The sequence below is a fragment of the Micromonospora sp. NPDC049374 genome, from assembly GCF_040677165.1.
GTDB lineage: Bacteria > Actinomycetota > Actinomycetes > Mycobacteriales > Micromonosporaceae > Micromonospora.
On sequence record NZ_JBFAQH010000007.1, the window covers coordinates 1 to 14,966 of the forward strand.

The window sequence follows — 14,966 nt, forward strand, 5'->3', positions numbered from 1 at the left end:
TCGCTGGCGACGATGGGGTGGGCACGGGCCGGAGTCGGGCCGGCGATGGCCACGGTGCCGGCTGTCACGACCAGGAGCAGCGGGGGGTATCGAGCCGCGTGGCGGATGTGGGGCGGTGGTGGTGGGGGGTTACGGTCTGCGCGTCCGTTCCTGCGAGGAGGTTTCCGTGGCGTTCCCCGAAGACGTGCTCACCGAGGATGAGCACGTCGTGCTGCACCTGCATCCGCACTGGAAGGCGCTGATCCGGCCGGTGGCGGTGCTGGTGCTCGCCATCGCCGCAGTGGTGGTCGGCGTGCTGTTCCTGCCCTCGGGCGGGGGCGGTTCCGTGACGCTCGCAGTGATCGGCGGGCTGGCCCTGCTGGCCGTGATGGTGCTCGCGGTGTGGCCGTACGTCTCCTGGCGCACCACGCACTACCTCTTCACCAACGAGCGGGTGCTGCTTCAGCACGGCGTGTTCTCCCGGGAGCGCCGGGACATCCCGTTGAGCCGGGTCAACGACCACTCGATGAGCCAGCAGTTCGCCGGTCGGGTGCTGGGCTACGGCACCCTCACCATCGAGTCCGCCGGTGAGCGTGGGCAGTCCGTGCTGCACGACGTGCCCAAGGTCGACCGGGTCCAGACGAAGCTCTACGAACTCGTGGAGGCGTTCCACGACCGGCACTCGCTCGGTGACGGTGAACTACGCGAGATTCTCGGCGAGCGCGACAAGAGCGCCGGAGCGTAACCGCCGGGGGCTGGTCCGGCACCGCCTGCCCGTACGGGCGACAGGTCAGCGGCGGCGGGGACGGCGGGGGGCCGGGGCAGGCTGCAACTGGGCGGCCAACTCGGCCTCCAGTTCGGCGTCCAACGCCGCCGTCAGTCGGGCCTCGTCGGGCAGCAGTCGGGCCTCGTCGGGCAGCGACGCGGATCTCGGCTGGAGCGGGCGGGGGGTCACGCCGGGCCGGGCGGGTGGTTGCTCCTCCTCCAGTTCCGTCACGGACTCGGCGAGCTCGGCCACCGGGTCCATGCCGGCCATCGTGTCCCACTCGTCGCGGGGCAGGCCGTGCCACCGCTGCGTCGCCTCGACCGGCGCGGCGGGCTGGAAGACGAACGTCCGGTACGACCAGAAGCGGAACAGGGTCGCCAGCACCACGCCGCCGGTCTTTGCGATGTTCAGCGCGAGCAGCCCGGTCACGCCCAGTCCGTACTTGGCCGCGGCGAGCACACCGAGTTCGATCAGCAGCCCGGCTCCGTTGAAAAGGAAAAACAGGGCGTATTCCCGCTGCATCGCGGATTTCGGGCGATCACGGTACGTCCAGTGCCGATTCATCAGATACGACGTGATGGTGGCGACGATGGTGGCGACGACTGTCGCCTTCAGTTGACCGTCGACGAAAACCGTGAGTGCGAGCGCGTTGAACACGGCGTAATTGATGACCGTGTTGATGCCACCGACCAGGCCGAATTTGAGTGCCTCGTGGATGAACTTCTGCCAGCGCTCAGGCAGCAGACGGACGAGAGGCATGCGCAACACCTTAAGACAGTGGGTCGGGGTCGGCTGGCTCCGACCGAACGAGTGGGCGGCAGGTCACGCCCGGCGGTCCTGGTTCGCTTCCGCGACGGTTGGCGTTCCCGCTTCGACGAAGACGAACCGTCGGTACGACCAGAATCGGAACAGCGTGCCAAACCCGGTGCCCACGATGAAGCTGGCGACGTTGTCAGCCAGACGGGTCTGGAAGACGGACGGCCAGATGCTGCCGAGCCCGTAGTGGCTGATGGCGAGGCAGGCCACCGCGATGCCCAGCCCCACTGCGTTGAAGAAGAAGAACAAGGCGTACTCCCGGGCCGGGTGGGAGCGCTTGCGGTGCCGCCAGGTCCAGAACCGGTTGCCCAGGAAAGCGAAGGTCGCGGCGATGACCGTCGCGATCGTCTTCGCGGTGATCTGCTCCACGCCCTGCGGACCGATCAGGTAGTTGAACAGGGCGAAGTCGATGAGGAAGGCGACCCCGCCGACGGTCGCGAACTTGCTCATCTCCCGGACGAGGTGACCAAAACGGTCGATCAAGGATCGAACAAGACCCGGGCGGGTCTGCCGGGAGCCTGGCTCCCCGGTCATCGTGGCGGCCACCGTGCGAGCGTACCGGTTGGCGGCCTTGGGAGCGGGTAGCAACGGGCACCAGGGTGCACCGGTGCGGCGGCACGGACGGGCACGAACGGAGCGTAACCGGATCCGTGCAATCGGGTGTTGTTTTCCGCTTCGGTACTCCCGGTCGCAAAACCCCCGACGCCGTCTTGGCGTGGGTGCCGCCAGCAGGAGGTCCGCCGAAGGATTTGCGTGAAACTGCGCGTGAAAGCGGGTAAAGGCTCGTGATGCCGCAGCGTGACCGCACCTTGTGCAGTTCTTCACAACCAGTCCCACTGACTGGAGAGGTCCCTCGGTTTACGCTGAGGCCAATCCCAGGTTTCCACGAAGGCGACGTGCATCGCGGCGCCGAGACTCGTGCACTCCATAGACCGGTCAGCGTCGACCACAAGGAGATGTGTCATGGTTGCTCCGGCCACCGTTCGGGGTATCGATCAGGCCCCTACGTCCCACCCGAAACTCCTCGCCTGGGTCCGTGAGGTCGCTGAACTGACCACCCCTGACCAGGTCGTCTGGGTGGATGGGTCCGACCAGGAATGGCGTCGCCTCACCGATGAGCTGGTCGAAGCGGGCACGCTCATCCGACTGAACCCCGAGAAGAAGCCCAACTCCTTCTACGCGCGTACCGACCCGACGGACGTCGCCCGGGTCGAGGAGCGCACCTTCATCTGTTCCGTGGACGAAGCCGACGCCGGGCCCACAAACAACTGGATGGCACCGGCCGAGATGAAGCGGACCATGACGGAGCTCTACCGCGGCTCGATGCGCGGCCGGACGATGTACGTCATCCCGTTCTGCATGGGCCCGGTCGAGGCCGAGAACCCCATGTTCGGCGTCGAGATCACCGACAGCCCGTACGTGGTCGCCTCGATGCGGATCATGACCCGGATGGGCGCCGCCGTCCTACAGGCCATGGGCGACGACGCCGACTTCGTGCACGCCCTACACTCGATCGGCGCGCCGCTGGCCCCCGGCCAGCAGGACGTGGTCTGGCCGTGCAACGAAACCAAGTACATCTCCCACTTCCCGGAGACCCGCGAGATCTGGTCCTACGGCTCCGGGTACGGCGGCAACTCGCTGCTCGGCAAGAAGTGCTACTCGCTGCGTATCGCCAGCGTGATGGGCCGTGACGAGGGCTGGCTCGCCGAACACATGCTGATCCTGAAGATCACCTCGCCGGAGGGGCGGGTCTACCACATCGCCGGTGCCTTCCCGTCGGCCTGCGGCAAGACCAACCTGGCCATGCTGGAGCCGACCATCCCCGGTTGGAAGGTCGAGACGATCGGCGACGACATCGCCTGGATGCGGTTCGGCCCGGACGGACGGCTCTACGCGATCAACCCGGAGTACGGCCTGTTCGGCGTCGCCCCGGGGACCGACTGGAAGACCAACGCCAACGCCATGCGTACGTTGGACCGGGGCAACTCCATCTTCACAAACGTCGCCCTCACCGACGACGGTGACATCTGGTGGGAGGGCATGGGCGAACCGCCGGCCCACCTGATCGACTGGAAGGGCAACGACTGGACGCCGGAGAGCGGGAACCTCTCCTCGCACGCGAACAGCCGGTTCTGCACTCCGATCACCCAGTGCCCGATCCTGGCCGAGGACTACTACGACCCCAACGGCGTACCGATCGACGCGATCCTGTTCGGTGGCCGGCGTCGCGACACCGTGCCGCTGGTCACCGAGGCCCGGGACTGGGTGCATGGCGTCTACATGGGTGCCACGCTCTCCTCGGAGACCACGGCCGCCGCCTCCGGCGCGGTCGGTGTGGTCCGTCGCGACCCGATGGCGATGCTGCCGTTCATCGGTTACCACGGTGGCGACTACTTCCGGCACTGGATCGAGATGGGTAAGGGCGCCGACGGCGACGAGTCGAAGTTGCCCAAGGTCTACTACGTCAACTGGTTCCGCAAGGACCCGGAGGGTGGTTTCCTCTGGCCGGGCTTCGGCGAGAACTCGCGGGTACTCAAGTGGATCATCGAGCGGATCGAGGGCCGGGCGGACGCCGTGGAGACCCCGATCGGCATGGTGCCGACCCTGGACTCCCTGGACGTCGAGGGGCTGGACATGACGCCCGAGGACGTCCGGATCGCGCTGAAGGTGGACCCGGACGAGTGGCGGGACGAGCTGCCGCTGGTCACCGAGTGGTTCGAGAAGTTCGGCGACAAGCTGCCCGGTGTCCTCTGGGCCGAGCTGGACGCGCTGCGGGCCCGACTCGACGCGGAGCAACCGCAGCGGGGGGTGTGATCGACGACGGATCCGGGCATCATCGGATCCCATGAGGACGGCCGCCGAGACCGAGGTCCGGCGGCCGTCCGCCGTCCGGACGCTTACCGCACTGTTGGCGGTGACGGCCGCGGCCACCGTCGTGGTCGAGGTGCTCAACTGGTGGTACGCGCCGGAGCAGGGCTTCGGACTCGCCGTACGCACCGGCTGGGCGATGCTGCGTTCGTTCGGTTTCCTGCTGCTCATCGGGCATGTGCGCCGCGGCCGGACGGTGGCCCGCCCGTTCGGCCTGATCCTCGCCGTCACCACGGTCTTCGCGGTCGGTCGGCTGATCGTGCCCCGTCAGGGCGTACCACCGTTGCCTGGCCTGCTCGGCTTCGCCCTGCTCACCGCGCTCTGCGCGACAGTGGTCTGGCTGTTGTACCGGTCGCCGGTGCTCGCCGAGCACCTGGTGCGGCACCGGCCCCGACTGGTGATCGACCGCTCCGGCATCTCCTGGCGGGAAACGCCACCGCGCCGCCCGGAGGCGAGCGCCTGGTTGCTGACCGCCCGGGTAGCGGCCTTCACCTACAGCCCGCTGATGCTGGTCCCGGCCCTGGTCGCCACCGCCGCGATCCTGGACGGCCAACTGCTCGCCGTGCCCGCCGTGCTGCTCTGGCTGGGAGCCGGCATTGCGACCAGCTATCTGGTGCTCTTCTGCACGGCGTTCCTCCTCCGCGGCCGACGTTGGGCGGGCACGCTGCTCATCTTCGTCACGGTCGCCGTGCTCGCCGTCGACCTTCCGTTGTGCTGGTGGCTGCTCGGCCTCGACGGTCTGATCCGCGACGGTGCACCCCTGATCGTCGCCGCCGTGCTCACCGTCTACGGCATCCGCCGCGCCACCCGAGCCACCCCCACCTGATCCCTCCCCGCGCCCGCCGTCCCGCCCCTCCCGTCCCCCCGCGCCCCCGTCCCAAGATCCGGGCAACTTCAGGGTTGCTGCTGCTCAGCCGGGCCTGGGGCAGCAGCAACAGGGGCTTTGCCCGGATCTTGAACGCGACAGGCCCTGCCGGAGCGGCGCATTTGCTCTGCTTCACCTGGCGCACAGGATCCGCGACGATCGCAGTGCGTTGGGTGAAGCAGAGCAAGCGTGGCCGGTGTGAGGCCGGGCGGGTACGTGGTGGTCACCGCGCCCTCGCCGTGCCCGCCGGGTGCGGGGGCGGACGGGTGAGGTCGTCCCACCGGGGCGGTGGTGGGTTGAGCGGGAGGAGGGGGCTGTGCGCGACGAGTTTGACGTGGTGGTGGTCGGGGCGGGACCGGCGGGGGCGGCCGCCGCCCTGGCGGCCCGTCGGGCGGGTGCCGAGGTGTTGCTGTTGGACCGGGCCGAGTTTCCCCGGGACAAGGCCTGCGGTGACGGTATCGCCGCGCACGCGTTGGACGTACTCGCCGAACTGGGTGTGCGCGACGCGGTGGCCGGTTTCGCGCCGGTGCCGGCGCTGCGACTGGTGGCGACGGACGGTGGTGCCGTGGCGCGGGCGTTGCCCAGACCCGCGTACACCGTGCCGCGGCAGGTGTTCGACGCGCGGCTGGTGGCGGCGGCCGTCGGGGGCGGTGTGCCGCTGGGCCGGCGGGCGGTGCGCCGGGTCGAGGTTCGCGCCGACCGGGTCGTGCTGGACGGGGAGATCTCCGCCGGGGTGGTGGTGGGTGCCGATGGCGCCGGGTCCGTCGTGCGTCGGGCGTTGGGTGAGCCGGGCAATCCGGACCGTCACCTGGCGTTGGCCATCCGGGGGTACGCGCCCGCGCCGCCCGGCCCGTCCACGCAGCTCATCGTCACCTCGGCCGCCCGCTGGCCGGCGTACGCCTGGTCGTTTCCGATCGGTGACGGCCGAGCGAACGTCGGGTACGGGGAGGTGCTGCGGGGCGAGTCCCTGACCCGCGGGCACCTGCTTGACCGGCTGGCCGCGTTGCTGCCGGGCACGGATCCGGCGACGGTCAGCTCGCTGCGCGCCCATCATCTGCCGCTGTCCACGTTCCGGCCGGTGCCGGGACGGGGCCGGGTGGTGCTCGCCGGTGACGCGCTCTCGCTGATAAATCCGCTGACCGGCGAGGGGATCTTCTACGCGCTGCGTTCCGGGGCGCTGGCCGGGTACGCCGCGGTCGGTGCTCCGGAGCACGCGGCGCGGCGGTACGGGACCGCCCTGCGCCGCCGGCTCGGCACCCACCTGCGGCACAGTTCGGCGGCGGCCTGGCTGGCCCGACGCCGGTGGGTGGTGGACGCGGCGGTGCGGGCGGCCGGCCGTGACGGACGGGTCTTCGGCAGGGTGACCGAGCTGGGACTGGGCGATGGTCTGCTGGACGGGCGTACGCTCGGCCTGATCGCCCTCGGCCTGTCGGTGCGGCATCGGCCACCGGCACACTGATCCGTACGGCGGCTCGCTACCCTGCTAGGTGATGAGTCTGCGGAAACTTCTCTACTCCGTTTACGAGCGGCGGCTCACGGCCAAGCTCGCGGGTCGGCCGGTGCCTCGCCACGTGGGTGTGATGTGTGACGGCAACCGCAGATGGGCCCGGGAGATGGGCTTCGTCGATCCGAACGACGGGCACCGGATGGGTGCCGAGCGGATAAAGGAACTGCTGCGTTGGTGTGACGCCGCCGGCGTGGGGCACGTGACCCTGTGGCTGCTCTCCACCGACAACCTCACGCGCCCGGCGGCGGAGCTGGATCCGTTGCTCCAGATCATCGAGGACCTCACCACCGAGCTGGCCGAGGAGGGCAATCCCTGGCGGCTGCGGATGGTCGGCGCGCTCGACGTGCTGCCGACGCGCCTCGCGACGGCGCTCAAGGCCGCGGAGGAGCGGACCCGGGAACGCGCCGGCAGCGCTCAGGTCAACATCGCCGTCGGGTACGGCGGGCGGCGGGAGATCGCCGACGCGGTGCGCTCGTTGCTGTTGGAGCACGCGGCGAACGGCGGCACGCTTGAGGAACTGGCCGGGTCGCTCGACGTCGACGACATCTCCGAGCACCTGTACACCAGGGGCCTGCCGGATCCGGATCTGATCATCCGGACCAGCGGTGAACAGCGCCTCTCCGGCTTCATGCTCTGGCAGTCGGCGCACTCGGAGTTCTACTTCTGTGAGCTGAACTGGCCCGATTTCCGCCGCGTCGACTTCCTCCGCGCGTTGCGCTCGTACGCCACCCGCCAGCGCCGCTACGGGGTCTGAGACCCGGCGCGGCGCGGGACGGGAGTCGGTCGCTCAGGCGAGACGGTGGGTGGCCTCGGTGAGGAAATCGCCCAGGTCGGCCGGGGAGTCGATGGTGAGGTCGGCGGCCTCGGCGACCTCGTCGCCGGTCTCCGGGTTGGCGACGGCGACGCAGACACCGAGGAAATCCGGGTCGGCTGCGGCGCGGGCCCGTAGCGCGGCGAAGGCCTTGATGTCGGAGACGTCGTCGCCGAAGTACCAGGCCGCGCGCACTCCCTGGACCAGTTCGTCGATGACCATGCCCTTGTCCCGGTCGACCGGCGGCTTGATCTCCAGGACCATCCGTCCGACCTGCACCCGTAGGCCGAGGCGCTCGGCCTGATCCCGGCCCCACTGCTCGACGGTGGCGGCGAGTTGCGGGGCGGTACGCCAGTGCAGGGCCACCGACAGCCGCTTGTACTCCACGAGGGTGCCGGGTGGCAGTTCGTCGCGGCCACGTTCGGCGAGTTCGGCCATCGTGGGCACCCACGGCAGTGCGGCCGGCTCGGTGACCGTGGCGCCGCCGGAATGGCTGTGTTCCAGGCCGTAGAGGCCGTACAGGTCGACGCCGCTGAGCCCACCGAAGTGTTCGCGCAGGAACTCCACCGGCCGGGCCGAGACGATCGCGATGCGCCGCACGATCGGTGCGAGTGTCTCGATGGCGGCCAGCACCTTCGGCGCGGGCTGTACCTGTGTCGGATCGTCGGCGACCGGCGCGAGGGTGCCGTCGAAGTCGAAGAAGAGGACGGTCTCGGCCGCCCGGTCGGCGGTTGCCCGCCAGGCCTGGTCGGCGTTCAGCGGGGTCTTCGGCTGCTGGTTGCCCAGATTCAACGGCGGCACGCGCGACAGCGTACCCCGGGTTCGACCGGTCAATCCCTGACGTGAATCCGGTGTGGGCGACAGGTGTGATTCAGCGTTCGGCGGCCCCACGTCCCCGGCGTCCGAACGGCACCACCGCCGCCTCCTGGCCGTGGCTCAGCAGGTAGCCCTCCACGAAGCCGGAGTTCCGGTCGCCGGTGTGTGCCTCGATCTCCCGCAGCCGCTCCACCAGGAACTCGGTGAGCGCGGTGAGCCGGTCGTTGAGCCGGTCGTGCAGTTCGGCGACGACGGCCAGGACGATCGCGGTGCCAGCGGTGGCGAGCGCGAAGAGGTTGACGAGCAGCGGAAGCTGCCCGCCGTTAAGGGTCAGGGTCACCGCGTTGCCGGTGATGCACAGCGTCACCGAGACCGTCGCGACCACGACAGCCAACCATTTCAGGGTCATGGAGAGACCCCTTTCTGTCCCGCAGGGCTGGGTTCGGCCTTGTCCCGTCCCCCCGCCGACGACGAGCCCAAGCAGTACGAATACGGACGCTAGCGCGCCCGATCCCGCCCCGTAGCGAAACGAATGAGGCTGACCTGCCGTTCTTTCGCCATCTGAGAACTAGCTGGCTGCGTCGCCTCGTTTTCGGACACCGAGCGGCAGCGTCGGGCGATATGCGAGGTAACGAATGGTTTCTCGGATGTGGAACTTCTCCGCGTCCGAGACGTCAGGGTCGACCAGTCGGCGGAGCAGTGCCTCGACGTCGGGGTCCATCGGTGGTGGCGCCGGTGCGGTTCGGCGGGAGGCCGTCCGGTCCCAGCCCAGCGCCGCGAAGGCCACGGCCGGGTCGAGCCCGAGGCCCTCGCAGAAGGCCACCACCCGCTCGGCTTCCGGGTCGCTGGCCCAGTCGCCGCGTACCCACCGGTTGATGGTCTGCCGCGAGACGCCGGTACGCCGGGAGACCTCGGTGCCGCTCCACGCCCGGGTCGCGCGGGCCTCGTCGAGGGCGCGCCGGACGAAGGTGGCGAAGGCGATCTTCCGCGCGTTGGCCGTCTCGGTCACCTCGTGACCGTACGACCGTTGAGCCTGGGTGACGGCGCCTGCCACGCGTCTGTCACGCTTGCGTGACGCCATTGCGGTGTGGCCGGAAGGGGGTCCGACACTCTTTCTGAGGGGTGTCACCTGGGCAGGATAGATGTACGTAGGTGCGGAGGCAAACGAACGAAAAGCTGATACTGTCACGTTCATGGGACAACCTACGGTGTGTCACGTGCATGAGACGATCAGTGCTCACCTGCGTCACGCGCCCGGTGCGAGGGGGACGCGGTGACCGAACTCGCAACCCGTGCTCAGGCGTTCAGCCTGGTGGCCGAGGGGGTCGCCGCCGGGCTGAGTGCGCCGTGGCGCCTCTACCTCGCCCGCGGCTGCCGCTACCTGTCGCTCAGCGTTGGTGACCGGGCCGAGTGGAACGCCTGGCGGACCCATCTCGGCTGCCCGGAACTGAGCGTGCGGGTCTACGACGCCGGCGGCGAGATCCGCCGCTCCTCGATGGCCGAGGTGGTCATGGACGGCTGCCGGATCAGCGTGGAACTGGTGGAGGAGATCGGCACCGACGACCTCGACCGACTGTTGGTCGCCGACCCCACCACTGTCGAACCGGAGGAACGATGAGGGCCGCGCGGCGCACCGGAGCCGCCGGATGAGCCCGTTCCTGGCGATCTTCCTGGTGCTCGTACTCGCTGCCACGAGCTACGCCGCAGGGCGGCTGCACGGGCAGCTCAGCTACCGGATCGGTTACCGCTTCGGCTACCGGCAGGGCTACTTCGACGGGGACCGTGGGGCATGGAACCGGCGTCGTCGGGAGGCTCAGGCGGCCATCGCCTCAGCCCTCGCCGTCACGGCACCCTCGTCACCTCCCGCTCGGGTCTCGGCCACAGTGAACCCGCTCCAGCCGCGCGGCGCGTGCGCACCAGCTCCAGCCCTGCGCGCCGACGGTCCACCGGGGGAGATCGAGAAGGCTGTCTCAGCTCGCCCCGGCACCACGTACACCGGTTCGTCCTTCGCGGAGCCGGCCGCCTCGGTCACCGGGCGGCACCCGACCGGCACTCTCGTCCGACGGACCGGCTGAACCGGTCGACGGGCTCCGGCCCGTCCACAGGCGCGGCGCACCCCCTCGCGGGTGGCGTCGCCGGGGCCACGTCAGACCGGTGGCGGTGGTCCCACCGGCCGGGATGCGCGCAGGGGGCATGCATCCCGGCCGGTTCATTCCGTGGTCCGCGCAGGTTACGGAACTTCTCGCCCGGTCGGCAGGGCGTTCATGAACGACCACTAGCCGGGACGGGTGCGGGGAGCTAGCGTCTAGGCATGGCGCGGGGTTGTCCCGAGCCAGCCGGCCCGCCCGGCCTGCGACCTCGCGCACGGGGCCCGCATCCGACCCCGTGTCAGCCGGGCATCCGGAGGAGGCGGACCGCGGGTGGCCGGGTGCCCATCCGCCGGAGCAGGCCTGTGACGACTCGCCGTACGACCGCCGGTGCCGACCAGGGCCCGGCCGCGACTACCACGACCCGCCGCAGCACCCGGAGCCGCCGTACGGCGGCCGCCGGTTCGGCCGACCCCAGGGAGCCCCGACCAGCGGGCCAGTCCTTCGTTCTGGACACCTCGGTACTGCTCAGCGACCCGGCGGCGTTCCACCGCTTCGCCGAGCACGAGGTGGTGCTTCCGCTGGTGGTGATCTCCGAGCTGGAGGGCAAGCGGCATCACCCGGAACTGGGCTGGTTCGCCCGCCAGTCGCTGCGCATGCTGGACGAGCTGCGGGTGCGCCACGGCCGGCTCGACCGGCCGGTGCCCGCCAACGATGTCGGCGGGACGCTGCGCGTGGAGCTGAACCACACCGATGACGGGGTGCTGCCGCCGGGCTTCCGCAACGAGTCCAACGACGCTCGGATCCTCTCCGTCGCGCTGAACCTCGCCGCTGAAGGGCGGGAGGTGACCCTGGTCAGCAAGGACATGCCGTTGCGGGTCAAGGCCGCCTCCGTGGGGCTGTGCGCGGACGAGTACCGGCACGGCCAGGCCAGCGACCCGACCTGGACCGGGATGGCCGAGCTGGACCTCGCCGAGGACGAGATCGCCCGGCTCTACGCGGGAGAGGTCATCGACGTGGACGCGGCGGCCGGTCTGCCCTGCCACACCGGACTGGTGCTGCACTCGTCCCGGGGCTCGGCACTCGGCCGGGTGCTGCCGGACAAGACCGTGCGGCTGGTTCGGGGCGACCGGGAGGCGTTCGGTGTGCACGGGCGCTCGGCCGAGCAGCGGGTCGCACTCGACCTGCTGCTCGACGAGTCGATCGGCATCGTCTCGCTCGGTGGCCGGGCCGGCACCGGCAAGTCCGCCCTGGCGCTCTGCGCGGGGCTGGAGGCGGTGATGGAGCGTCGCCGGCACAAGAAGGTGATCGTCTTCCGTCCGCTGTACGCCGTCGGCGGGCAGGAGCTGGGCTACCTGCCCGGCTCGGAGTCGGAGAAGATGTCGCCCTGGGCACAGGCGGTCTTCGACACCCTCGGCGCGGTGGTGCACGAGAACGTGCTGGAGGAGGTCACCTCGCGCGGTCTGCTGGAGGTGCTGCCGCTGACCCACATCCGGGGCCGCAGCCTGCACGACGCCTTCGTCATCGTCGACGAGGCGCAGTCGCTGGAGCGCGGAGTGCTGCTGACCGTGCTCTCCCGGATCGGTCAGGGCTCCCGGGTGGTGCTGACCCACGACGTGGCTCAGCGGGACAATCTGCGGGTCGGACGGCACGACGGTGTCACGGCGGTGATCGAGGCGTTGAAGGGTCATCAGCTCTTCGCGCACGTGACGCTCAGCCGTTCGGAGCGGTCTCCGATCGCCGCGATGGTGACGGACCTCTTGGAGGATGTCCCAACCTGACGGCCGTTTTGGGCGTGTTGCGGCGATATTTTGAGTGACCCACATCACAATTGAGGTTGCCCGTTTCCCATCAGCCTCACTGTGCGCGATGGTGTCCCACGGGCGCCCACGCACCCGACGCATCGTTGGTGATCGTTCGTCACTCCGACACCGGAGGCGGACGACACTGGGAGGCGACGCGGTGCGTCCACGTGGCCGGCATGCCGGCCACGGGCGCCCGTGGCGCGCTACGACCGCAGTGCGGTCGCGGCACGCCGCGTCCCTGAACCCGACGAAGGGATCACTTCGTGAGTCGGCCGTGGAGCCGGTTCGCCGCCCGCACCGCAGCCGTCGCGCTGCTCTCGGTGGGCGTAGCCGGCGGTTTCTACCTCAGTGAGGACCGCCAGTCGCAGCGCTCAGGCCCCGGCGCTCAGGTGGCCGGCAGCGTCAGCGAGATCGACGTCAACGTCGAGTACCGGCAGAAGGAGACGGTCTCCCGCCAGGTCCGCACCGCCCGGCAGCAGGCCACCGAGGTGCGGAAGCAGGCCAAGGCCGCTGCCGAGAAGGCCCGCAAGGCCGAGGAAGCGGCCCGCAAGAAGGCCGAGGAGAAGGCGGCCAAGGAGGCCGCGGCCCGGGCCGCGAAGCCGTACGACGGCCCGATCCCCGAATCCTGCGAGGAGTACAGCGGCAACCGGAAGGTCGGCTGCGCGCTCATGATCGACGCGGGCTTCAAGATCGACCAGTTCCCCTGTCTGGACAAGCTCTGGAACAAGGAGAGCGGCTGGAACCACAAGGCCCGCAACCCGTCCTCCGGGGCGTACGGCATCCCGCAGGCGTACCCGGGGAACAAGATGTCCTCGGTCGGCGCCGACTGGGAGACCAACCCGGTCACCCAGATCAAGTGGGGGCTCGGCTACATCAAGGGCCGCTACAGCACCCCCTGCGCAGCGTGGAACCACTCGCAGGCCAAGGGCTACTACTGAGCTGAACGACAGCGGCGGGGCGCGGACAACCGACCGCACCCCGCCGCTGTGCGTCTCGTGCCCGGAAAAGTGGCGGCTGCCGGCGTTTACTGATAGCTGTTGACGGGTGACCCTGCTCCCCGGGAACGGCGATCCCCACCGGTTCGGCACCGTGGCCTTCTACGCGTCCATCGGCCGGGCCTTCGTCGCCATGTGCGCGGTGGTTCCGGTGCTCTTCCTGATCGAGGGCCTCGACGTCTGGCTCGGCGCCGGCTTCGACTCCGCCGCCGGGATCATCCCGCAGCGCATCGACGGGCTGGACGGCATCTTCTTCTCGCCGTTCCTGCACCATGGCTTCGACCACCTCTACAGCAACAGCATCCCGCTGATCCTCCTCGGCACGTTCGTGCTGGCGGCGGGTGGCCGGCGCTTCCTCTGGTCCACGCTGGTGATCGTCCTGGTCAGCGGGCTCGGCGTGTGGTTCACCGGCTCGTCCAACACGATCGTGGTCGGCGCCAGCGGGGTGATCTTCGGGTACCTCGGCATCCTGCTCACCCGGGGCATCTTCGAGCGGAGCTGGTGGAACTTCGCCGTGTTCCTGCTGGTCGGTCTCCTCTACGGCGGCCAACTGGTCGGCGTCCTGCCCACCGACGAACGGATCTCCTGGCAGGGGCACCTGTTCGGGCTGCTCGGCGGCATCGTGGCGGCGATCATCTTCCGCCGTCGTCGGACCGACCTCGACGGGCCGTACCGCTCCGAGTCGCCGATGACCATGCCCTGACGCGCCCGCCTAGCGCGGCAACCGCCACGGCGACCAGGGTCAGGACGGCACCGAGCAGGGTGGTCGGGTCCGGGCGCGAGGCGGCGGACGGCATCAGCACGTCCAACAGCACCGCACCGACCACCTGACCGGCGACGGTGGCCAGGCCGAGCAGCAACACGCCGGTGAGGCGGACCACCGCAGCGGCCACCGCGATGAACATGACGCCGATCGGCCCGCCGAGGTAGAGCCAGAGATCGGCGGGCAGCCCGCCCGGAGGCCGACCCCGCAGCGCGAGGCTGACGACGAACGCGACCAGCAGCACCGCCGTACCGGCGGCGAAGTTGACAAGCGTGGCGGTCAGCGTGCTCTCGGTGACCACCCGGACCCATCCGTTCACCGCCTGCTGCCAGGCCACCGCCACCCCGGCCAGCAGCGGTAGCACGGCCAGCCCGAGAGTCGCCGGCTCGCGGAACCGGTCGCTGACCGCCAACAGCACCGCGACCACGGTCAGCGCCGCACCGGCCAGCCGGGCGCCGGTCACCGGTCGCCGGCCGCTCGGGCCGATCCCCGCCCGGTCGACGAGCAGGCTGCTGGCGGACTGGCCGGCCACGACCGCCACCGTGAACACCGCGACTCCCAGGGTGCCGACGGTGGCGCCCTGAGTGAACACCAGGAACGCACCGCAGGCGCCGCCGAGGCACTGCCAGGGCCGAAGCGTGCCCCGGCGGAGGGCGGTACGCAGCGTGGTCAGCCCGCGTCGCCCGGCACCGGTGGCGGGGACCAGCACCAACAGCAGCAGCAGGCCCGAACCGAACGAGATGACCGCGGCGGTGAGCCCGTCGCCGAGGCGTACGCCCAACTCACCGTTGATCCGCGACTGGGTCGCCACGGCGACCCCGGCTAGGGTGGCCAGCGCCACCGCGCCGAACCGGCGACCCGCCGACACCGCCGGCCGGGTCGCCGTGG

At 70.2% G+C, this 14,966-nt stretch carries 16 protein-coding genes; 10 read left to right on the forward strand and 6 right to left on the reverse strand.

Features of this window, described 5'->3' with window-relative positions:
* Window positions 1-166 precede the first annotated feature (166 nt).
* A complete protein-coding gene (locus AB0J93_RS13750; RefSeq protein WP_363921568.1) occupies window positions 167-724 on the forward strand; it encodes a PH domain-containing protein in 558 nt (185 codons plus the stop codon).
* 45 nt (window positions 725-769) lie between these two features.
* On the opposite strand, the gene AB0J93_RS13755 is transcribed toward AB0J93_RS13750, so the two are convergent.
* Entirely contained in the window at window positions 770-1,504 is a 735-nt protein-coding gene (locus AB0J93_RS13755; protein ID WP_363921570.1) for a GtrA family protein, read from the reverse strand.
* Between the two features lie 63 nt (window positions 1,505-1,567).
* Window positions 1,568-2,095, reverse strand: coding sequence for a GtrA family protein (locus AB0J93_RS13760; protein WP_363922041.1), 528 nt, complete (start codon window positions 2,093-2,095; stop codon window positions 1,568-1,570).
* Window positions 2,096-2,524: 429 nt separating this feature from the next.
* Between AB0J93_RS13760 and AB0J93_RS13765 the strand changes: the two genes are divergently transcribed.
* The 4 genes from AB0J93_RS13765 to AB0J93_RS13780 all read left to right on the forward strand — a co-directional run bounded on the left by AB0J93_RS13765 (window position 2,525) and on the right by AB0J93_RS13780 (window position 7,555).
* Entirely contained in the window at window positions 2,525-4,375 is a 1,851-nt protein-coding gene (locus AB0J93_RS13765; protein ID WP_363921572.1) for a phosphoenolpyruvate carboxykinase (GTP), read from the forward strand.
* Window positions 4,376-4,406: 31 nt separating this feature from the next.
* A complete protein-coding gene (locus tag AB0J93_RS13770; RefSeq protein ID WP_363921574.1) occupies window positions 4,407-5,255 on the forward strand; it encodes a hypothetical protein in 849 nt (282 codons plus the stop codon).
* Between the two features lie 355 nt (window positions 5,256-5,610).
* The gene (locus tag AB0J93_RS13775) at window positions 5,611-6,753 is read left to right on the forward strand and encodes a geranylgeranyl reductase family protein (RefSeq protein WP_363921576.1); all 1,143 of its coding nucleotides are present in this window, start codon (window positions 5,611-5,613) and stop codon (window positions 6,751-6,753) included.
* Window positions 6,754-6,784: 31 nt separating this feature from the next.
* Window positions 6,785-7,555 (forward strand): isoprenyl transferase, encoded by a 771-nt coding sequence (locus tag AB0J93_RS13780; protein ID WP_363921578.1) that lies wholly within the window; start codon window positions 6,785-6,787, stop codon window positions 7,553-7,555.
* A gap of 33 nt (window positions 7,556-7,588) precedes the next feature.
* Here AB0J93_RS13780 and otsB read toward each other — a convergent pair whose 3' ends face one another.
* The 3 genes from otsB to AB0J93_RS13795 form a co-directional block, all read right to left on the reverse strand.
* On the reverse strand, window positions 7,589-8,413 hold the full coding sequence (gene otsB / locus AB0J93_RS13785; RefSeq protein WP_363921580.1) for a trehalose-phosphatase: 825 nt from the start codon (window positions 8,411-8,413) through the stop codon (window positions 7,589-7,591).
* 70 nt (window positions 8,414-8,483) lie between these two features.
* Complete coding sequence (locus AB0J93_RS13790) at window positions 8,484-8,837, reverse strand: hypothetical protein (protein ID WP_164446118.1); 354 nt, start codon at window positions 8,835-8,837, stop codon at window positions 8,484-8,486.
* Window positions 8,838-8,996: 159 nt separating this feature from the next.
* Window positions 8,997-9,437 (reverse strand): helix-turn-helix transcriptional regulator, encoded by a 441-nt coding sequence (locus AB0J93_RS13795; protein WP_363921583.1) that lies wholly within the window; start codon window positions 9,435-9,437, stop codon window positions 8,997-8,999.
* A 264-nt stretch (window positions 9,438-9,701) separates the two neighbouring features.
* Here AB0J93_RS13795 and AB0J93_RS13800 point away from each other — a divergent pair, with 264 nt between their 5' ends.
* The 5 genes from AB0J93_RS13800 (at window position 9,702) to AB0J93_RS13820 (ending at window position 14,018) form a co-directional block, all read left to right on the forward strand.
* Window positions 9,702-10,046 carry a hypothetical protein gene (locus tag AB0J93_RS13800; protein ID WP_093406661.1) on the forward strand — a complete coding sequence of 115 codons (345 nt, stop codon included), beginning with the start codon at window positions 9,702-9,704 and terminating at the stop codon, window positions 10,044-10,046.
* Window positions 10,047-10,074: 28 nt separating this feature from the next.
* Window positions 10,075-10,503 (forward strand): hypothetical protein, encoded by a 429-nt coding sequence (locus AB0J93_RS13805; protein ID WP_363921585.1) that lies wholly within the window; start codon window positions 10,075-10,077, stop codon window positions 10,501-10,503.
* Between the two features lie 377 nt (window positions 10,504-10,880).
* Entirely contained in the window at window positions 10,881-12,296 is a 1,416-nt protein-coding gene (locus tag AB0J93_RS13810; protein WP_363921587.1) for a PhoH family protein, read from the forward strand.
* Window positions 12,297-12,583: 287 nt separating this feature from the next.
* Entirely contained in the window at window positions 12,584-13,258 is a 675-nt protein-coding gene (locus AB0J93_RS13815; RefSeq protein ID WP_363921590.1) for a lytic transglycosylase domain-containing protein, read from the forward strand.
* Window positions 13,259-13,364: 106 nt separating this feature from the next.
* Window positions 13,365-14,018: a rhomboid family intramembrane serine protease gene (locus AB0J93_RS13820; RefSeq protein ID WP_363921592.1), complete on the forward strand. Its 654-nt coding sequence runs from the start codon at window positions 13,365-13,367 to the stop codon at window positions 14,016-14,018.
* Here AB0J93_RS13820 and AB0J93_RS13825 read toward each other — a convergent pair.
* On the reverse strand, window positions 13,948-14,946 hold the full coding sequence (locus tag AB0J93_RS13825) for a DMT family transporter (protein WP_363922043.1): 999 nt from the start codon (window positions 14,944-14,946) through the stop codon (window positions 13,948-13,950). The genes AB0J93_RS13820 and AB0J93_RS13825 overlap by 71 nt on opposite strands.
* Between the last annotated feature and the right edge of the window lie 20 nt (window positions 14,947-14,966).